The organism is Corallococcus macrosporus (assembly GCF_017302985.1).
GTDB lineage: Bacteria > Myxococcota > Myxococcia > Myxococcales > Myxococcaceae > Corallococcus > Corallococcus macrosporus_A.
This window is the reverse complement of record NZ_JAFIMU010000007.1, coordinates 1,417,766-1,437,553: the sequence shown is the minus strand read 5'-3', so window position 1 is coordinate 1,437,553 and position 19,788 is coordinate 1,417,766. Positions and strand designations below refer to the sequence as shown.

Annotated in this window: 17 protein-coding genes; 11 read left to right on the top strand and 6 right to left on the bottom strand. The window is 71.4% G+C overall.

What is annotated here, in order from left to right; translation table 11 throughout:
* The first annotated feature begins 3 nt into the window (after positions 1–3).
* The gene (locus tag JYK02_RS18120; RefSeq protein WP_207052665.1) at positions 4–4,617 is read left to right on the top strand and encodes an amidohydrolase family protein; all 4,614 of its coding nucleotides are present in this window, start codon (positions 4–6) and stop codon (positions 4,615–4,617) included.
* Between the two features lie 97 nt (positions 4,618–4,714).
* On the opposite strand, the gene JYK02_RS18115 is transcribed toward JYK02_RS18120, so the two are convergent.
* From JYK02_RS18115 to JYK02_RS18090, 6 genes are all read right to left on the bottom strand, one after another.
* A complete protein-coding gene (locus tag JYK02_RS18115) occupies positions 4,715–5,359 on the bottom strand; it encodes a TetR/AcrR family transcriptional regulator (RefSeq protein WP_207052664.1) in 645 nt (214 codons plus the stop codon).
* A gap of 19 nt (positions 5,360–5,378) precedes the next feature.
* Positions 5,379–6,647 (bottom strand): metallophosphoesterase, encoded by a 1,269-nt coding sequence (locus JYK02_RS18110; protein WP_207052663.1) that lies wholly within the window; start codon positions 6,645–6,647, stop codon positions 5,379–5,381.
* 99 nt (positions 6,648–6,746) lie between these two features.
* On the bottom strand, positions 6,747–7,349 hold the full coding sequence (locus tag JYK02_RS18105; RefSeq protein ID WP_207052661.1) for a hypothetical protein: 603 nt from the start codon (positions 7,347–7,349) through the stop codon (positions 6,747–6,749).
* A 259-nt stretch (positions 7,350–7,608) separates the two neighbouring features.
* Positions 7,609–8,661 carry an alpha/beta hydrolase-fold protein gene (locus tag JYK02_RS18100; protein ID WP_207052660.1) on the bottom strand — a complete coding sequence of 351 codons (1,053 nt, stop codon included), beginning with the start codon at positions 8,659–8,661 and terminating at the stop codon, positions 7,609–7,611.
* A 77-nt stretch (positions 8,662–8,738) separates the two neighbouring features.
* Complete coding sequence (locus JYK02_RS18095) at positions 8,739–9,647, bottom strand: TIGR01777 family oxidoreductase (RefSeq protein ID WP_207052658.1); 909 nt, start codon at positions 9,645–9,647, stop codon at positions 8,739–8,741.
* Positions 9,644–10,207: a peroxiredoxin family protein gene (locus JYK02_RS18090; protein WP_207052656.1), complete on the bottom strand. Its 564-nt coding sequence runs from the start codon at positions 10,205–10,207 to the stop codon at positions 9,644–9,646. Before JYK02_RS18090 ends, JYK02_RS18095 begins: the two co-directional genes overlap by 4 nt.
* A 123-nt stretch (positions 10,208–10,330) precedes the next feature.
* Between JYK02_RS18090 and JYK02_RS18085 the strand changes: the two genes are divergently transcribed.
* Genes JYK02_RS18085 through JYK02_RS18040 form a run of 10 tightly spaced genes read left to right on the top strand, consistent with a single transcriptional unit; the run spans position 10,331 to position 19,785 of the window.
* Positions 10,331–11,419, top strand: coding sequence for a polyprenyl synthetase family protein (locus JYK02_RS18085; protein WP_207052654.1), 1,089 nt, complete (start codon positions 10,331–10,333; stop codon positions 11,417–11,419).
* 10 nt (positions 11,420–11,429) lie between these two features.
* Complete coding sequence (locus JYK02_RS18080; RefSeq protein ID WP_207052653.1) at positions 11,430–12,974, top strand: phytoene desaturase family protein; 1,545 nt, start codon at positions 11,430–11,432, stop codon at positions 12,972–12,974.
* Positions 12,971–14,011: a phytoene/squalene synthase family protein gene (locus tag JYK02_RS18075; RefSeq protein ID WP_207052652.1), complete on the top strand. Its 1,041-nt coding sequence runs from the start codon at positions 12,971–12,973 to the stop codon at positions 14,009–14,011. The genes JYK02_RS18080 and JYK02_RS18075 overlap by 4 nt, the downstream gene beginning before the upstream one ends.
* Positions 14,008–15,459: a phytoene desaturase family protein gene (locus tag JYK02_RS18070; protein ID WP_207052651.1), complete on the top strand. Its 1,452-nt coding sequence runs from the start codon at positions 14,008–14,010 to the stop codon at positions 15,457–15,459. The genes JYK02_RS18075 and JYK02_RS18070 overlap by 4 nt, the downstream gene beginning before the upstream one ends.
* Positions 15,456–16,415, top strand: coding sequence for a carotenoid 1,2-hydratase (locus tag JYK02_RS18065; RefSeq protein WP_207052650.1), 960 nt, complete (start codon positions 15,456–15,458; stop codon positions 16,413–16,415). The genes JYK02_RS18070 and JYK02_RS18065 overlap by 4 nt, the downstream gene beginning before the upstream one ends.
* On the top strand, positions 16,412–17,530 hold the full coding sequence (locus JYK02_RS18060; RefSeq protein WP_207052649.1) for a glycosyltransferase: 1,119 nt from the start codon (positions 16,412–16,414) through the stop codon (positions 17,528–17,530). The genes JYK02_RS18065 and JYK02_RS18060 overlap by 4 nt, the downstream gene beginning before the upstream one ends.
* The gene (locus JYK02_RS18055) at positions 17,527–17,910 is read left to right on the top strand and encodes a lycopene cyclase domain-containing protein (protein WP_207052648.1); all 384 of its coding nucleotides are present in this window, start codon (positions 17,527–17,529) and stop codon (positions 17,908–17,910) included. Before JYK02_RS18060 ends, JYK02_RS18055 begins: the two co-directional genes overlap by 4 nt.
* Entirely contained in the window at positions 17,907–18,254 is a 348-nt protein-coding gene (locus tag JYK02_RS18050) for a lycopene cyclase domain-containing protein (RefSeq protein ID WP_207052645.1), read from the top strand. The genes JYK02_RS18055 and JYK02_RS18050 overlap by 4 nt, the downstream gene beginning before the upstream one ends.
* Entirely contained in the window at positions 18,251–18,928 is a 678-nt protein-coding gene (locus tag JYK02_RS18045; protein WP_207052644.1) for a lysophospholipid acyltransferase family protein, read from the top strand. The genes JYK02_RS18050 and JYK02_RS18045 overlap by 4 nt, the downstream gene beginning before the upstream one ends.
* Complete coding sequence (locus JYK02_RS18040) at positions 18,925–19,785, top strand: MerR family transcriptional regulator (protein WP_207052642.1); 861 nt, start codon at positions 18,925–18,927, stop codon at positions 19,783–19,785. Before JYK02_RS18045 ends, JYK02_RS18040 begins: the two co-directional genes overlap by 4 nt.
* Positions 19,786–19,788 lie beyond the last annotated feature (3 nt).

Here is a 19,788-nt window from a genome sequence, read left to right as displayed (position 1 = left end):
TTCATGCGCAGCTCCCGTTTATTGCTGGCCGCCCTGGGCGCGGTCCTGTTGTTGGGCAGTGCCTGCGGATCCGATGATCCAGAGGTCGTGGCGGTCTGCGGTGACGGAAAGAAGGAAGGCGCCGAGCAGTGCGATGACGGCAACACCACCGGCGGCGACGCGTGCGAGGCGAACTGCACGCTGCCCGGGGCGAAGTGTGGCGACGGCAAGCAGGCGCCCACCGAGGCGTGCGACGACGGCAACACGGTGAGCGGCGACGGGTGCGAGGCGGACTGTACCGTCACGCCCACCCAGACCGTGCAGTGTTGGGCCACGCCTCCCGCGCCGCTGGCGAACGGCGCCACCTGCGAGGTGACGAAGGCGGGCACGGCGGGCAAGCTCTTCGTCGGCACCGTGCTCAAGGACGGCCAGGTGCTGGCGGGCGGCCAGGTGCTGGTGGACGCCCAGGGCGTCATCACCTGCTCCGAGTGCGACTGCTCGAAGGCGGCCGGCGCCGCGGAGGCCACGGTGGTGACGTGCCCCACGGGCGTCATCTCCCCGGGCCTCATCAACCCGCATGACCACATCACCTTCCCGGGCGCGCCGCTGGCCAGCACCAGCGTGGAGCGCTACGAGCACCGCCACGACTGGCGCGAGGGCAAGAACAACCACACCCGGCTGAGCAACCCGTCCAACTCCAAGGCGGCGGCCATCAGCTGGTCGGAGCTGCGCCAGGTGATGGCGGGCACCACCTCCATCGCGGGCGCGGGCGGGCAGCCCGGGCTCCTGCGCAACCTGGACACGGGCGGCACGGCGGGCATCGCGAACCAGGAGGGCCTGTCGGAGCCGTACGCGGACTCGGACACCTTCCCGCTGGGTGACAGCACCGGCACCACGCTGGCGGAGGGCTGCTCCTACGCCTCGTTCCCGTCGTCGGCGACCATCACCTCGCGCACGTCCGCGTACCTGCCGCACATCGCGGAGGGCATCGCGGTCACGGCGCTCAACGAGTTCCGCTGCCTGTCCACGGGCGCGGGCAACGTGCTGTTCCCGCGCTCGGCCGTCATCCACGGCGTGGGCCTCACCGCGCGGGAGATTTCGGAGATGGCGGCGCACGGCACGGGCCTCGTCTGGTCGCCGCGCACCAACGTCTCGCTGTACGGCGACACGGCGATGGTGACGACCTTCAAGCGGCTGGGCGTGCCCATCTCCCTGGGCACGGACTGGATCCGCTCCGGCTCCATGAACCTGCTGCGCGAGCTGCGCTGCGCGGATCACCTCAACACCACGCGCTACGCCAGGACCTTCACGGACGAGGACCTGTGGCGCATGGTGACGGCCAACGCCGCGGACGCGGTGGACATCTACGAGCGCGTGGGCCGCATCGCGCCGGGCCGGATGGCGGACCTGGCCATCTTCCGCCTGGGCACGAACGCGGGCTCGCCGTTCCGCGCGGTCATCGCCGCGGATCCGCAGGACGTGGTGCTGACGGTGCGCGGCGGCAAGCCGCTCTACGGCGACCAGGCGCTGGTGGACGGCCTCAAGGGTGAGGACACCTGCGACGCGCTGGACGTGTGCGGCACCCAGAAGTCCGCGTGCTTGAAGTCGGAGATCAAGATGACGCTGGCGGAGTTCCAGGGCTCCTCGGACACCCGGAACCTCTACCCGCTGTTCGCGTGCGGCACCCCCGCCAACGAGCCCTCCTGCGAGCCCGCGCGCAGCGCGGTGAACACCAGCTTCCCGGTGGCCGCCGTCAACGGCTCCACCGTCTACTCGGGCGTGGCGAGCGCGGAGGACGCGGACGCGGACGGCATCCCGGCCGCGAACGACAACTGCCCCACCATCTTCAACCCCGTGCGCCCCATGGACAACGGGCGGCAGCTGGACACGGACGGCGACGGCGTGGGTGACGCGTGCGACCCGTGCCCCCTGGAGGCCGGCACCACCGCGTGCCAGGCCTTCCGCGGCGACGACGACGACCGCGACGGCGTGCCCACCTGGCGCGACAACTGCCCGTTCGTGGGCAACGCGGACCAGAAGGACACGGACAAGGACGGCAAGGGCGACGCGTGCGACGGCTGCCCGGCGGACGCGGCCTCGTGCTCCGTCGAGGACCCGTCCGACTTCGACTACGACGGCATCGCCGCTCCCGGTGACAACTGCCCGCTCGTGGCCAACGTGGACCAGAAGGACTCGGACAACGACGGCGTGGGTGACGCGTGCGACGCATGCCCGGTGCCCAACCCCGGCGGCGCCGCGTGCCCCGCCACCATCTACGACGTGAAGGCGACGCCCCGCTTCGGCAACCAGTCCCTGGTGGGCACCAAGGTGCTGCTGGACGACGTGGTGGTGACCGCGGTGGACGCGACGAAGTCCGAGCGCGGCTACTGGGTGCAGGTGGCCCACTACCCGGCGGGCAAGGGCGTGGATGACTCCGGCCTCTATATGTACAGCCTCAAGTCCGACGTGGCGGTGGGGGACAACATCCGCGTGGAGGGCACGCTGAAGGAGTACTTCGGCCTGCTGGAGGTGATTGATTCCAAGGTGACGAAGAACAGCGTGGGCAACCCGCTGCCGGCCCCGGAGGTGGTGCGCACGGAGGACATCCGCACCAATGGTCCCCGGGCGAAGGCGCTGGAGGGCGCGCTGGTGGAGGTCCGCAACGTCTTCAACACCCGCCTGGAGAACGCCAACCGCGAGTTCATCGTGGACGAGAACAAGACCGGCAACCCGGCGTCCTCGGGCCTGATGGTGGATGACCAGGCCTTCGCCTATCCCACGCAGGTGCTGGGCACCGAGTACATCGCGCTGCGCGGCGTGCTCACGTTCAACTTCAACGACCACAAGCTGCTGCCCCGGAACGGAGCCGACATGGCCCTGCCGCTCCCGGCGCTGACGGCGTTCACGTCCGGCGGCTTCGCGCGCGTGGGCGGCACCCAGGCCATCCCGCAGGCCCTGACGGTGACGCTGGCGTTCGGCTACCCGCTGGACGTGACGGTGAACATCTCCTCGAGTGACACGGCGGCGCTGACCGCGAAGGACGGGAAGGTGGTCATCCCCGCCGGCCGGACGAGCGCCACGGTGGCGCTGGAGGCGAAGGCGCCGGCGGACTCGGTGACCCTCACCGCGACGCTGGGCGCTTCCACCCAGACGGCCACGCTGCGCGTGCTGGGCGAGAACGAGGCGGCCTCCGCCACGGACCTCACCCCGGCGACGACGGGTGTGGCGCCGGGCGGCACCGCGCGCTTCACGGTGACGTTCGACCGGCCGGTGCCGGCGGGCACCACGCTGGACCCGGTGGTGACGCCCGCGGGCTTCGGCACCATCACGGCCCGGAACGTGACGACGGACGCGCTGACGGCCACCTTCGACCTGACCGTGGCCGACGACAGCACCGGCTCCGGCACGGTGACGCTGGGCGCGCTGAGCGCCACGGTGAACACCATCAGGGACGTGCCCCGGCTGTTGTCCCTCACCCCGTCCACCGCCACGGTGAACGCGGGCGCGGCCCAGGTGTTCACGGTGACGCTGGAGTCCGCGCCGACGCAGCCCGTGCAGGTGCTGCTGGCGCTGGCCCCTCCGGCCACGCCCTATGGCGCGCTGTCCGCCACGGCGGTGACGGTGGCCGCGGGTGAGACGACGGCGACGGTGACGTTCACCGCCGACGCGGAAGGGGAGGGGGCGGGCACGGTGTCCGCCTCGCTCAACGGCATCACGCGCTCGGCGTCGCTGACCGTGCTGCCTCCGCCCGCGAAGCTCGCCAGCATCACGCCGGACACGGCGACGGTGACGGTGGGCGGGACGCAGACGTTCACCCTCACGCTGACCCGCAAGGCCCCCGTGGGCGGCGCGGTCGTGGACGTGGCGTTCTCGGACGCGGGGCTGGGCTCGCTGCCGGCCTCCACGGTGACGGTGCCGGAGGGCCAGACGACCGCCACCGTCGTCTTCACCGCCACGCAGACGCCGGGCACCGGCCAGTTCACCGCGTCCTACCAGGGCGTGACGAAGCAGGCGGAGGTCACCGTGGCCGAGGAGCAGGGCCACGTCGTCATCAGTGAGATCGCCGGCCAGGGCGTCGACGTGAACGCGGACGACTACATCGAGCTCTACAACCCGACGAACTTCGATGTGAACATCACCGGCTGGAAGCTGCTCTACCGCACGGCGAGCACCACCAGCACGACGACGAACTTCACGGTGCTGGCCACGCTGCCCGCCGCGACCATCAAGGCCCACGGCTACTACCTGGTCGCGTCGACCGGCTTCGCCACCTCCACGCCGACGGTCCCCGCGGACCATACGTGGGGCAACACGGACATCTCCGGCTCCACGGGCAACGTCCGCCTGGGCACGGCGGACGTGACGCTGGACCCCACGGTCCTCACGGGCGTGGTGGACACGGTGGGCTTCGGCACCGGCCGCACCGTGGTGGAAGGCGCCGCGGCCCCCGCGCCCGCGGGCAAGGGTGGCAGCCTCGAGCGCAAGGCCCGGGCGTCGTCCACCGCCGCGACCATGGGCGTGGGCGGCGCGGATGAGCAGGCGGGCAACGGCTACGACTCCGACAACAACGCGTCGGACTTCGTGCCCCGCACGGTGCGCCAGCCGCAGAACGCGTCGAGCCCCATCGAGAAGCCGTAGTCACGGCCTCCCGCTGTCAATGAAAACGCCCGGTCCCCTCGCGTGGGGGACCGGGCGTCTTTCGTTCCGGGCATCCCGGCCCGGTGTCTTCCGCGCGTCAGCCCAGCGGGCCGCGCACGTGGAGGCCGCCGGAGAGGATCATGTCCAACGACGCCATCAGCGGGTCGTAGTTCACGGTGGCGCGGTACAGGTTGTGGTGCAGCAGGATGCCCAGGTATCCGCCCATCATCGTGTGGGCCATGTGCACCGGGTCCACCTCCTGGCGGAACTCATTGCGCTTCTGGCCGTAGCGGATCATCCCCGACAGCACCGCCACGTAGAGGGAGATCTTCTCGCGCAGGGCCTCCGCCACGCGGTCGTTGGAGTCCGCGGACTCGGCGGACAGCATCCCGAAGAAGATGCCGTACTCGCGGTGGTAGCGCAGGAACTGCGACGTGCGCGACACCACGAACACCAGCTGCTCCCGGCCGGACAGGATGCGGCGCTCGGCGAGCAGCGGCGCGAACTCCATCAGGTAGCGGTTGTGCAGCTCTTCGATGGCCGCCAGCAGCAGGTCTTCCTTGGTGGGGAAGTGCCAGTACAGGGCGCCGGGCGTCATCCGGATGGCTTTCGCCAGGTCCGACATCGTCGTCGACAGGTAGCCTCGCCGGGCGAACAACGTGATGGCGGCCTCCAGGATTTCGACCCGCGTTCGCGCGGCCCGCTCCTGTTTGATTTCGCGCTTCGCTGGTTCCTTGCCCATTTCCGGGTAAATCTACACCTCACACTGCCAGTAGCGTCACCTTAACGATTTCCGAAGGCGCGGCGACGCGCAGGGGCGGGCCCCAGAAGCCGGTGCCACGGCTGACGTAGAGGGAATTCTCACCCTCTTGGAAGAGGCCGGCGTCGTGCTTCCAGATGGTGGAGACGGCGATGGTGAATGGGAAGAACTGTCCGCCGTGGGTGTGCCCGGACAGTTGCAGCCCCATGCCCGCCTTCGCGGCGACGTCCCAGTTGGAGGGCTGGTGCGCGAGCAGCACCGCCGCGCGGCCGGGGTCGCGGCCCGCGAGCGCGGCGTCCAGGTTGTAGCCCTTGGGACCGTTGCGCATGGACCAGTCGTCCACGCCCACCACGTCGAACGCGCCGCCCGCGTCACCCACCGTCACGTGACGGTTGCGCAACACGGTGACGCCCAGGCCGGTGAGCGCGTCCGCCCACTTGCTCGCGTTCCAGTAGTACTCGTGGTTGCCGGTGATGAAGTGCGTGCCCGCGCGGGCCTGGAGGTTCTGGAGCGCGGCGACGGAGTGGCGCAGGTCGTCCACCGTGCCGTCCACCAGGTCGCCGGTGATGGCGACGAGGTCCGGCTTGAGCGCGTTGGCCCGCCGCACCAGCTCGTCCATGAAGCGCCGCTGGATGATGGGGCCCACGTGGATGTCGCTCATGTGGACGAGGGTGAAGCCGTCCAGCGCCTTGGGCAGGCCGGGCAGCCGCACCGCGACCTCGTTGACCACGGGCGGATGGAACGCGCTCCACATGCCGTAGCCCGTGAGGCCGCCCGCCGCGAGCACCGCGCCGCCCGCGGTGGCCCGCGCGAGGAACCGGCGCCGGTCCTCGTCCACCGGCGGCACCGGAGGCACTGCGGAGGACGGGGGCGGCACGCTGACGGCCAGATCCGCCAGGGACGGCGGCGCGGCGGGATCCGGCGCGGGCGTGGCGAGCGGCGCGGCGACGCCCCGGTGGCCGCGCGTGCGCGCCACGAGCCCGCGCACGCCGCCCAGCAGGGCCAGCGCGAGCAGCAGGTACACGGCCACGCCCATCCACGTCCACGCGGCCACGGCGACGATGAACGCGGAGGGCACGATGCGCGTCACCACCCAGGACAGGAGCAGCGGCAGGCACAGCGCCGTCAGCAGCACCTTGCCGGCGGTGCGCCAGGCGGGGTTCGTGGACGTGTCGCGGAAGAGGCGCCGGTACAGATAGATGTGGACGTAGACCGACGCGACGCTGACGAGGAGGATGAACAGGATGATGCGCAACGGGCTTTCCACCATGGGAGGCCCATCCTGGCGCGCACGCGTCCAGGCGCAACCGGCATGCGCGTGAAGAAGCGTGAAGCGCGGACGGCTCCGGAGCCTCCGGAGCCCGGCCGGCTACCTCCGGGCGTCACCCAGCGCGGCGCCAATCTGCTGCCACTCCTGGGCGTAGGTGCCACGGGAGAAGGCGCGCAGGTCGTCGCTGGTCACCGTGCCCCGGTTGAGCGCGGTGTCGAGCGCCTGCACGATGGCCTTCTTGTGCGGCTGCTCCACGTACGGGTTGTCCTCGCGGAACACCTCGCCGAAGAGCGTCTCCAGGCGGCCGTCCTGCTTCAGCCGCTCCACGATGCGGTTCTGCGACGCGGGCGCGTCCGAGTGCGCGTGCAGCATGGCGGACGCGATGCCGCTCTGCGCGTCCGCGTCCGGGAACTCCGCCAGCAGGCCCAGCTCCATGTCCGCCTGGGCAATGGACTCCGCCTCCGCGGGCGACGGCGGGGCCTTCACGGCCGGCGTCTGCGGGGGCGTGGGGCGGGAGGGCGCGGGGCGCGCGGGCTCGAAGTCGCTGCGGCCCTGGAACGAGCGCACGTTGGCGTTGGCGGGCGCCTTGCCCCGGGCCGTCCCCGTCTTGCCATCGCGCGTGGCGTCGCTCCGCTCGGACCGCTCGAACTCCGAGCGCTTCGGGGGAAGGGACGGGCGGTTGCCACCATCGACGCGAGACATGAGGGGACTCCAGGGGCGGGGGAAGGGGCCCGTCGCGGTACTCGCGCCGGGTTGCGCACCTACATCCGTTATCGGATCGGCCTTCCCCCAGGTTGCGTGGCCTGCCAGTCCACAAGCCCCGCCCGGCTGCCCGCCTGCCGCGTCAAACGGCCTGTCCAATCCTGGATCATCCGGCCTTGGCCGCCTTCCTCCGGAGCCAAGCCCTTGAATCCATGGGACTTTCGTCCAGGATGGAAATCCGGCTCTCCGCCGCGCCGCGTCACTCAACCGGCGAGAAGATTTCTTCCAGGCCGGCCGGGAGGCTGGTCTGCCACGCGGGGTAATTATGGCCCCCGCTGTAGGGCCGGTACGTGGCGCGGTGGCCGGCCGCGTCCAGGATGGGCAGCAGGCGCTGGTTGCCGTCCTGGAGTCCCTCGAAGCGGCCGCAGTCCATCCAGACGTGCAGGGGCGGCTGGTTCGCGCGCCGGGCCAGGTCGAAGACGACCATGTCGGTGCCCTCGATGGAGAAGGCGCCGGACTGGGACAGCACTCGGCCGAAGACGCGCGGCAGGCGCTGCGCGGCATAGAGGGCCATGAGGCCGCCCAGGGACGAGCCCAGCACCGCGTGCGCGCCCGGCGTGCGCTGCTCGTCCACCAGCGACAGGTGCTCGCGGGCCAGCGGCAGCACGCGCTGCTCCAGGAAGGCCACGGTGGCCTCGCTGCACGCGTACTCGGTGGTGCGGGCCGAACCGCCGTTGGCCACGAAGGCCATGGCCACCGGGCGCATGCGGCCCGCGGCGACCAGGTTCTCCACCAGCGTGGGCAGCTGCACGCGCTTCAAGTAGTCGTCGCCGTCCAGCACCACCAGGAGCGGCACGGGGCCCTTCACCGGCGGCGCGTAGAGGGCCACCGCGCGCTTCTTCCCCACGGCCCACTCGTGCGTCTCCAGTTGGTGGCGCGTCACGCGGCCCTTCGGCACGTTGCGGATGCGCCGGCCCAGTGGCGTGGCTTCACCCTTGGGCATCCAGAAGCAGTGGTTGAAGTCGCCGAAGCCGTTGTCGGAGCGGCGCGGGTTGAGGACGTCGCGCACGCGGCGGCCCTTCGCGTCCTGGAGCGCGTACTCGACGTAGGCGTCCTCCGGCAGCGCCAGCGAACGCGCCCACAGCCCCTTGCCCACGCGCTCCAGGGGCAGGGGCGTGCCGCGCCAGTCCTGGAAGTCCCCCTGGAGGAAGACCTGCCGGGGCCCCCTCCACACGAAGGTGGCGGTGTCTCCGTCGATGAGCGGTGTGCCCTCGCGGCGCGCGCGGGCTTCCAGCGTCCGGATGTCGTCCATGCGTGGCGCGCACTGTACGCACCGTGCGCGCGAAGCCCGGGGACAGGCGCGCGCGTCCCGTCCACCCGCCGACATCGTCAGGAGCACAGCAGGTCGCGCAGCGCTCCGGCCAGCTCCGGGTGGCGGAACTGGAAGCCCGCCTCCAGCGCGCGCTGGGGCATCACCCGCTGGCCCTCCAGCGCCACGCGCGCCATCTCTCCAAAGCGCGCCTTGAGGACCAGCCCCGGCACCGTCAGCGCCGCGGGCCGGTCCAGCACCGCGCCCAGCGTGTGCGCGAAGACCGCGTTGGTGACGGGCTCCGGCGACGTGGCGTTCACCGGGCCGGACAGCGTGGGGTGCTCCAGCGCGAAGCGCAGCAGCCCGAGCAGGTCCTCGCGGTGCACCCAGCTGACGTACTGCTGGCCGTTGCCCACCTTCGCGCCCGCGCCCATGCGGAACACCGGCAGCATCCGGTGCAGCACGCCGCCCGCCGGGTGCAGCACCACGCCAATGCGCAGCCGCACCGTGCGGATGCCCGCCTCCTGCGCGCGCAGGGCCTCCGCCTCCCAGCCCTGGCACACGTGGGCGAGGAAGTCGTCGCCGGGCGCGTCCTCCTCCGTCAGCGGCTGCGCCGCCCGCGCGCCACCGTAGAAGCCCACCGCCGACGCGCAGACGAAGTGCCGCACGCACCCGGCCTGCTTCATGGCCTCCACCAGCACGCGCGTGCCCTCCACGCGGCTGTGGTGGATGCGGTGCTTGGCCTCGTGTGTCCAACGTTGGTCCACCGGCTCCCCGGCCAGGTGCACCACCCCCTCCGCCCCCGCGAGCGCGTCCGGCGACAGCGGCGTGCTGCCGTCGAAGTAGGACCCCGTCACGCCGGAGGACAGCCGGCCGAGCGCGTGTTCAACGTTCCGGCTGAGCACGTGCACCGTGTGGCCGGCCTCCAACAAACCTTGGACAAGGCCTGGACCGAGGAAGCCGGTGGCGCCCGTGCAGGTCACCCTCACGGATGGGCCTCCGTGTCCCGCTCGGCGGTCAGGTCCTGGCCCACCAGCCCGCTCAGGGTGGCGAAGAAGCGGTCCTGGTCCTCCGGCTTCATGCGGCCCGAGTGCCGGAAGACGAGCGTGCCCTCCGCGTCCAGCAGCATCACCGTGGACGTCTTGGTGGGCAGCTTCAACGGCGCCTGGCCCAGGGTCCCCTTCAGGTCCACCAGGATGGGCACGCCGGCCTTCTTCTCCTCGTCACGCACGTACGACAGGGCAATCTCCCGGGCGGGGAAGAAGTCGTACTTTTCCAGGTTGGCCACGGCGACCACGAAGGCGCTCTGCAGGAGCCCCCGCTCCCGTCCCCGAGCGAACAACTCCGCCTTCAGAGGGGCGTTGAGTGTCGTGGAGTCCTTGTCCTCGTAGAAGAGGATGACGGGTTTCCCACGCCAGCGGGCCAGCTGAACGCGCTCCCCCTTCGAGGTGCTTAACGTCGCGTCCACCGGCTCTGGATCCGGGGAGGCGCCGCTCGCGCTCCCCGCCGCCAGGGTCACCGTCAACGCACCTGTGATCCACGCCTTCATCGGGAGCCTCCTGTGTACAAGGTTTTTGCAAACCTTAGACATAGCCTTGACAATCTCTGTACGCAAACGCTACCTCTAGGTGGAAAGGCTGCTGCCGTGCTCCCGACTTCGGAGATCCGCTGTATGGCCACCCCGCTTCCCAACGTGCAGCAGACCTCCTCCGGAGCGGCACACCCCGAGCACGCCTGGCTGCAGCTCGTGCAGGCGCAGGTGGAGGCCGCGCTCGCCCAGCTCTTCGAGCTGCCGGACGAACAGGGCCTGGACGCACGTTGGACACAGGCCCAGGTGCAGGCGCGGGCCTATGCGCTGCGGCCGGCGAAGCGGCTGAGGCCCGCGCTGGTGCTGGCCGGGCACGGGCTGGCGCGCGGAGGCACGTCGGTGCCGCCGGGGCTCTGGCGCTTCGCCGCGGGGCTGGAGCTCTTGCACACGTTCCTGCTCATCCACGACGACGTGGCGGATCAAGCGGAGCTGCGCCGGGGCGGGCCGGTGCTGCACCGGATGCTGGCCCCGGGCCGTCCGGGTGAGGACCTGGCCGTGGTGATGGGGGACCACCTCTTCGCGCGCTCGCTGGAGGCGATGCTGGAGTCGGGCATGCCGGGCGCGTCGCGCGTGGCGCGCTACTACCTGGGCGTGTGCCGGCACACGGCCGCCGGTCAGTACCTGGACCTGGACCTGGCGCGCGTGCCGCTGGCGGAGGTGACGCTCTTCCAGACGCTGCGCGTGGCGCACCTCAAGACGGCGCGCTACGGCTTCTGCGCCCCGCTGGTGTGCGGCGCGATGCTGGGCGGCGCGGATCCGCTGCTCCAGCAGGGGCTGGAGCGGGTGGGGCGCTCGGTGGGGCTCGCGTACCAGCTGCGCGACGACCTCATCGGCCTGTTTGGCGACACTTCCGTGGCGGGCAAGGCGTCCGACGGCGACTTCATGCAGGCCAAGCGCACCTTCCCGGTGGTGGCCGCGTACGTGCGCGCCACGCCCGAGGGCCGCGAGGAACTGGAGCGGCTGTGGGCGCTGCCGGTGGAGCTCAAGGACGACGCGGCGCTGGCCCGCGCCCGGGAGCTGGTGGAGCACTTTGGTGGCCGGGCCGCGTGTGAGCGCGCGGTGGATCGAGCGTCGCGCGCGGCGCGGCGGAGCCTGCAGGCGCTGCCCAACCCCCATGGCATGAGGGACCTGCTGGACGCCCTCATTGGCCGGCTCGCGCGTCGCGCTTCGTGAGGACACCGTCATGAGCGCACAGGGCAAGCGGGTGGTGGTGGTGGGCGCGGGAGTGGGCGGACTGGCCGCGGCGGCGAGGCTCGCGCGGCAGGGCTTCGACGTCCAGGTCTTCGAGAAGACGCACGGCCCCGGCGGCCGCTGCAACCAGCTCCAGGTGGACGGCTTCACCTGGGACGTGGGCCCCACCATCGTGTTGATGCCGGAGGTGTTCGAGGAGACCTTCCGCGCGCTGGGCCGCCGCATCGAGGACTACCTCACGCTCATGCGCTGCGACCCGAACTACCGGGTGCACTTCCGGGACGGCTCCGACGTCACCTTCACGTCCGAGCTGTGCACCATGGGCCGCGAGCTGGAGCGCGTGGAGCCGGGCAGCTTCCAGCGCTACCTGGCCTTCATGTCGCAGGGCCGTGAGCAGTACCGCATCAGCCTGGACCACTTCGTGGGCCGCAACTTCAACGGCGTCAGCGACTACTTCTCGCCCGGGGTGCTGGCGAAAATTTTCAAGGCGCGCGCGCACCGCCGCATGTACGCGGACGTCAGCCGCTACTTCCAGGACGACCGGCTGCGCGCGGCGATGACGTTCCAGACCATGTACCTGGGCGTGTCTCCCTTCGAGTCGCCCGCGGTGTATGGCCTCTTGCCCTTCACCGAGCTGGGCGTGGGCATCTGGTTCCCCAAGGGCGGCCTGTATGCCATTCCCCTCGCGCTGGAGCGGCTGGCGCGCGAGGAGGGCGTGACGCTGCACTACGGACAGCCGGTGGAGCGCATCCTCACCGAGGGCGGGCGCACCACGGGCGTGCGGCTTCAGGGCGGCGAGGTGGTGGCCGCGGACGCCGTGCTGTGCAACGCGGACCTGCCGTACGCGTACGAGAAGCTGCTCGACCCGAAGGACGCGCCGTTCAAGCGCGGGGAGAAGCTGCGCTTCACCTCCAGCGGCTACATGCTCTACCTGGGCATGAAGAAGCGGGTGCCGGGCCTCTTGCATCACAACGTGATGTTCGGCCGGGACTACGCGGGCTCGTTCGACGACATCTTCCAGCGCTTCCGCGTGCCGGAGGACCCCAGCTTCTACGTCAACGTGCCCACGCGCACGGACCCCTCGCTGGCGCCGGAGGGCAAGGACTCGCTCTACGTACTGGTGCCGGTGCCGCACCAGCACCCGAACCTGGACTGGAAGGTGGAAGGCCCCAAGGTCCGCGCGAAGGTGTTCCAGCGCCTGGCGGAGCTGGGCTACCCGGACCTGGAGGCGGACATCGAGGTGGAGCGCGTCTTCACCCCGGATGACTGGGCGGGCACGTACAACCTGGCGCGCGGCAGCGCGTTCGGGCTGGCGCAGAACTTCTTCCAGATTGGTCCCTTCCGTCCGGCCAACGTGGACCCTCGCGTGAAGAACCTCTTCTTCGTGGGGGCCTCCACGCAGCCGGGCACGGGCCTGCCCACGGTGCTCATCTCCGCGCGGCTCGTCACCGAGCGGCTGATGGAGTGGGCGCACAAGCAGGGCGTGGCGCTGTCTCCGCGCGAGGGTGTTCCCTCCGCGGTGGAGGTGGCGGCATGAGCGTCACCGCTTCTCCGGAGCTCATCGCCCGGGGCTACCAGCGCGCGCGGGTCGTCACGCGCCACCACGCCAAGAGCTTCTTCTTCGCGTCGTATCTCCTCTTCGGACAGCGGCGGAAGGCGGCCTTCGCGCTGTATGCCTTCTGCCGGCGGCTGGACGACCTGGTGGACGCGGGCGAGAGCGCGCTGCCGGGTGAGGCGCCCATGTCCCTGGCCACGCGGCTGGCCCGGGCGCGCGAGCGCGTGGCGGAGGTGTACCTGCCGCTGCCGGAGCTGGCGTCGAAGGAGCTGGGCCCGCCGTCCGCGCGCCAGCCCTCCGCGGACGCGCCCTCGCCGTGGGAGCCGAGCGAGTTCGCGGCGCTGCGCCACACCATCCACCACTACCGGATTCCGGAGCAGCCCTTCCAGGACCTCATCTCCGGCATGGAGATGGACCTGACGAAGCAGCGCTACGACACCTGGGCGGAGCTGGACCTGTACTGCTACCGGGTCGCGGGGGTGGTCGGGTTGATGCTGACGCCGGTGCTGGGCTGCGAGGACTCGCGCGCGGTGGAGCCGGCGGCGGACCTGGGCCGCGCGATGCAGCTCACCAACATCCTGCGCGACGTGCGCGAGGACCTGGAGCGCGGCCGGGTGTACCTGCCCTCGGAGGAGCTGGCGGCCTTCGGCATCACCGAGGACGACCTGCGCGCGGGCCGGGTGGACGCGAAGTGGCGCGACTTCATGCGCTTTCAAATCCAGCGCGCGCGGGCGTACTACGCGCGAGCGGCGGCGGGCGTGCACTACCTCACCGGCTTCGGCAGCCAGCGCATGGTGCGGCTGATGGGCGCCATCTACGGCGACATCCTGCGCGACATCGAGGCACGGGATGACGACGTCTTCAGCGGCCGCGCGCACACGACGACGGGACGCAAGCTGGCGCTGACGGCGAAGGTGTTCCTCAACCCTCGGGCCGCCTTGCCGGAGGCTCCGCTGGCGCTGCCGGTGTCGCCCGCGCCGGTGCCGCTCTTGCCCACGGGCACGGGAGGTCCGCGATGAAGGCCTCGCGCGTGGCGGTGATTGGTGGCGGCATCGGCGGACTGACGGCCGCGGGCCTCCTTGCGAAGGAAGGCCACGCGGTGACGCTGTTCGAGGGCAGCCCGTCGCTCGGCGGCAAGGCGCAGGCGGTGACACTGGAGGGGCTCACGCTGGACACGGGGCCCACGCTGCTCACGCTGCCGGCGCTGGTGCGGAGCACCTTCGAGCAACTGGGCGCGCTGGACCTGCTGCCGCCGTTCACGGAGCTGGAGCCGCAGTGCACCTACCACTTCTCGGATGGGTGCGGCTTCACGGCGTACAAGGACCTGGAGCGCATGGCGGAGAGCGCCGCGGAGCTGCGCCCCATCGAGCGCAAGGGCGTGCACTCCTTCTACGCGGAGGCCGCGGCCATCTGGCGCGCGGCGGGGGAGCCCTACCTGGAGGCCCCCTTCGAGGGCATGGCCGGCTTCATGGCTCGCGTGGCCCGCCGGGGCATCGGCGCGATGCTGGCGGGGATGAAGCTGGACACGCTTCACACGCTGGCGGCGAAGCACTTCCAGACGCACCACCTGCGGCAGTACGTGGGCCGCTTCGCCACCTACGCGGGCGGGTCGCCCTATGCGTCCAGCGCCGCGTTCGCGCTCATCCCGCACATCGAGCACGCGTATGGCGTGCACCACGTGCGCGGCGGCATTGGCGCGCTGGTGGACGCGCTGGGGCAGGCGGTGCGGCGGCTGGGCGTGACGGTGCACCTGGACACGCGCGCCCGCTTCGAGCGCGTCTCCGGCGGCTACCGCGTGGACCCGGTGGGCGAGCTGTTCGACAGCGTCGTGGTGAACGCGGATCCGCTGGCGTCGCTGCGCCGCGAGTCGGAGCCGCTGTCGCTGTCCGGCTTCGTGCTGCTGCTGGACGTGGAGGGGCGGCCGTCGATTCCGCATCACACGGTGATGTTCGGCGGGGACTACCGGAAGGAGTTCGATGAGCTCTTCGCCGGGCAGCTCGCCGCGGACCCCACGGTGTACGTCTGCAACCCGTCCGCCACGGACCCCGGCATGGCGCCGCTGGGCCACACGGGGCTGTTCGTGATGGTGAACGCGCCGGCCATGCCGCTGGAGGAGGGCCGGGCGGAGCAGGCGCGGCGCGAGTGGGAGTCCAGCGCGGAGCGCGTGCGCGAGCAGATGTTCGAGAAGCTCGCCCGGTACTACCCGGCGGTGAAGGGGCGCGTGCGCGTGGTGGGGCAGCGCTCGCCGGTGGACCTGGCGGCGCGTGGGGCTCCGGGCGGCTCCATCTATGGCTTCCTGCCGCACGGCCGCTTCGGTCCGTTCCGCAGGCCGCGCATCCGGGGCGGCACGCCGGGGCTGTTCTTCGCGGGCGGCGGCACGCATCCGGGTGGCGGGGTGCCGCTGGTGATGTTGTCGGGCCGGTTCGCGGCCCAGATGGCGTCCGCGCACCTGAAGGAGGGCGCATGAAGTCCGTGCTCGCGCAGAATGTCTTGTCCGGCGCGGTGGAGTCGTACGCGCTGCCCGCGTTGCCGGACAGCGCGGGGGCGTACCGCTGGTTCTACGCGGACGTGACGGCCGGGCCGTACAGCGCGGTCTGCATCTTCATGCTGGGGTCGCTGTTCTCGCCGCGCTACTCGGTGGCGGCGAAGCGCGGCGGGCATCCGCTGGCGTACAGCGCGGTGAACTTCGCGCTCTACCACCAGGGTGTGCGCAAGTTGTGGGTGCTGAGCGAGTACCCGCGCGTGGAGCTGCAAGGGCCGGGACGGCTGCGCATCGGCCGCTCCACGTTGACACACGCGGTGGACGGCACGGTGCACATGGACGTGGAGGACGGGACGGCGCCGTGGGGCCGCCCGGTGCGCGCGAGCCTGACATTGCGGCCGATGACGGGGCGAGGCGCGGAGGTGCAGCTCATGCCGGGCCTGCCGCACTACTGGCAGCCGTTGGCGCCGCGCGCGGAGGCGACGCTGGAGGTGTCCTCGGAGGGCCTGAAGGCGGAAGGGCTGGGCTACCACGACACGAACCACGGCCAGGAGCTGCTGGGCGCGAGGCTGTCGGGCTGGCACTGGGCGCGCACGCACCACAAGAACCACACGGTGGTGGACTACCACCTGCCGGACGGCGTGGCGCCGCTGCGCATGATGGCGGGACCCAACGGCGTGGTCTGCGAGCGCGGCCCCAATCCCGTGGCGCGTCCGACGAGCCTGACGGGCTGGGGCCTGCGAGTCCCCGCGAGGCTGCACGCCGGCAACGACGTGGTGGGCGAACCGCGCCTGCTGGAGTCGTCGCCCTTCTACGCACGGCTCGAGTCGAGGCGCGACACGCTGGACACGATGGGAGAGGTCGCGGACTTCCGCCGCTTCCATTCCCCGTTCATCCGCTGGATGGCGCACTTCCGCACGCGCGTGGGGAGGACGCCATGAACACGCTTGGCTTCCTCACTCTCGGGTGGACCGCTCTGGCCGGGGGCTTCAGCGCGGTGACGCTGGCGCGGCTGTATCGCCGTGCTCCCGTCACGGCCGTGGGCCCGCTGCCCTCCGTGCTGCTCCTGCGCCCCGTGGATGCTCCCACGCCGCTGGAGCTGGAGAACCTGGCGCTGCCCATCGACTATGCCGGGCCACTGGAGCAGGTGGTGCTGTCGCCCTACCGCCCGCGCCTCGCCGAAGGCGTGCGCTGGCTTCCGAGCGACCCGGTGTGCCCCAACCGCAAGGTGGGCCACCTGCTCTATGCACTGGAGACGCTGGACGTGCGCGGACGCGTGGTGCTCGCGGTGGACGCGGACGTGGCCGTCACGGGAGCGCTGGTGGAGGGCCTGGCCGCTCCGCTCGCTGCCGGCGCCGCGTTGAGCACGGCTGCCCCCACTCCCGTGGGCGCGGTGGACGCGGCCGGCCGTGCCATGGCGGGGCTGCTTCGCTACACGCACCACAGCTTCCGCGCGCTGCATGCGATGAGCGCGGGCGCGCAGGCCGTGTGCGGCAAGGCGCTCGGGTTGTCACCGCGCGCGGTGGAGGAGCTGGCCGGACTGTCGGACCACATCGGCGAGGACCTGGAGCTGGCGAAGCGGCTGCACGCGCGCGGCCTGGACGTGGCGCTGAGCCCCGCGCCCGCGTGGGTGCCCGTCGCCCATGGGACGTCCTGGCGCGTGCCCCTGGAGCGCTTCACGCGCTGGATGCAGGTGCTCGCGAGCCACCGGCCCGGCCTGTACCCGACCGTGCCGCTGCTCTTCACGCCCACCGTGCCGCTGCTGCTGCTGGCCGCGTGGCTCCATGAGCCCGCCGTGTGGCTCGCGGTGGCGGCCCTCGTCGCCGTGCGCACGATGCTGTCGCTGCGCCTCGCCGCGCTCAGCCGCGTGCCCCAGGAAGTGGACACGGGCCACGCACTGACGGACTGGATGCAGGGAGAGCTGTTGCTGCTCGCGGCCTTCGCGGCCTCGCTGACGCGGCAGGGACGGGTGACCTGGCGCGGCCATACCTACGCGCTGGAGTCCGGAGGACGCATGGTTCGCGTGGCGCCGCAGTGGAGTGGAGGCCCGGGATGACCTACGCGCGCTTCCTGGGCATCTTCGTCGTGCTGCCCATCCTGTTCCTGCTCGTGCGCTACCGCCGCACGCTGTCGTGGCGGGGCCTGGCCCCCATGGGCTTGCTGCTCGTCATCGTCTACGCGGCCACGTCGCCGTGGGACAACATGGCCGTGAAGTGGGGCCTGTGGGGCTTCGACCCGGAGCGCATCTGGGGCGTGAAGCTGGGCTACCTGCCGCTGGAGGAGTACCTCTTCTTCGGCCTCCAGACCCTGCTCGTGGGCCTGTGGGCGCGCGACCGGCTGGAGCGCGTGCTGGCGAAGAAGCCCCAACCCGTGTCTCAAGCGCGGAAGCCCGCCCGCGTGGAGCGGGCCCTGGAACCCCGCGAGGTGTCGCCATGATGGAGACGCGCTGGGCATACCTCATCCACCTGCTGGCGTGGACGCTGCCGGTCATCGCCATCCAGCTGGCGGTGCTCGTGAACCACTACAAGTCCCGCTCGGGCGAGGTGCTTCGCGCGGTGCTGCCTCCCGCGCTGATCGTGGGCGTGTACCTGTCCATCGCGGACCACCTGGCCATCTCCACCGGCATCTGGAACTTCGGCGAGGGGCGCCACGTGGGCGTGTACGTGGGCGCCGTGCCGCTGGAGGAGATCCTCTTCTTCCTCATCACCAGCATCCTGGTGTCGCTGGGACTCGCGCTGTTCACGGCGCTCCTGCGGCTCAAGGAGGCTCGGGCGTCTTGATTCGCGCGGCCAAGGGTGGGCCCTTCGGGTGGGCGGTGGACCGGTACATCGGGTGGAAGGTCCGCTCGACGTTCCGCGGCCTGTGGGTGCGCGGCGAGCTGCCCTCCGACGGCGTGGGCCGGCTCGTGTACCTGAACCACGCCAACTGGTGGGACGGTTTCGTGCTGCACCAGCTCTGCCAGGTGGCGGCCTGGGACGGCTACTGCCTCATGGACGAGGAGAACCTGCGCCGCTATCCCTTCCACACGAAGATGGGCGCGTTCAGCATCCGCAAGCAGGACGCGATGTCGTCCCTGTCCTCGCTGCGCTACGCGAAGGAGCTGCTGCGCAAGCCGGGCGCGGCCGTGTGTGTCTTTCCGGAAGGGGAGCACCGCCCCTTCGGCGTCCTCCCGCTCCAGTTGGAGCGCGGCGTGGAGTTGCTCGCGCGCGCGGCGAAGGCGGAGTGCGTGCCCATCGCCATCCGCTACGCGTTCTTCGAGCACGAGCGGCCGGACGTGTTGCTGGAGGTCGGCACGCCGCACGAGGCCGGACCGCTCGCACGCTTCCAGAGTGGCCTGGAGACGGTGGTGCGGCGGGTAGCCGAGGCGACGAGCCTGGAGGGCTTCACGAGGAAGGTGTCGGGAGCGCACGGTGTGGCGGAGCGCTGGGACCGCGCGCGAGGTCTGGGCCCATGAGCCTGCGCATCCGCACCATCGCCCGGCTCACCGGCATCCGCGAGGCCACGCTGCGCGCATGGGAGCGCCGCTACGGCTTCCCGCGCCCGGAGCGCAGCGAGAACAACTACCGCGTCTACTCACGTGACGAACTGGAGGCCGTCCGCCGGGTGGCGAAGCTGATGGAGGAGGGTCTCTCGGTGAGCGAGGCCATCTCCCAGGTGCGCGACGAGCCCGCGCGCTCCATCCCTCCGGAAGCCCGGCGCATGGATCGCTTCTGGTCGGCGGTGACGGCGTTGGACGCGGAGGCCGCGGACGCCGTCCTGTCCGAGGCCCAGGTGGGGCTGGGCCCCACCACCTACTGCGACACCGTCCTCATCCCGTTGCTGCGTGAGATGGCCTCCCGTCTGGACGTGGCGCGTGAGCACATGGCGTCCGCGCTGGTGCGCCAGCGGCTGCGCATGCTGCTGGCGGGGATGGAGCGGGTGGGCGACGGGCCCCGGGGGCTCCTCGCGTGTCCGGCGAGGGACCACCACGAGGGCGGCCTGCTCGCGCTGGGCGTGCACCTCAAGGCGAGGGGCTGGCGGGTGACGGTGCTGGGGGCGGACACGCCCGCGGAGGCGCTGCACGGCGCGTGCATGCAGTTGCACCCGGACGTGGTGGCGCTGTCCTTCATCCGCCGCCGGGATTCGGAGGACTTCGTCACCGTGTTGTCCGAAGCGATGCACGCGTGCGCTCCGGCGCCGCTGGTGGTAGGCGGGCCCGGAGCGCGGGAGCACCTGAAGACCCTCTTCACGTTGGGCGCGCAGTACGCGGAGTCCGCGGAGGAACTCATCGCCGTCTGGCAACAGGCGCGAAACGCGCAGAACCGACCTTGAAGC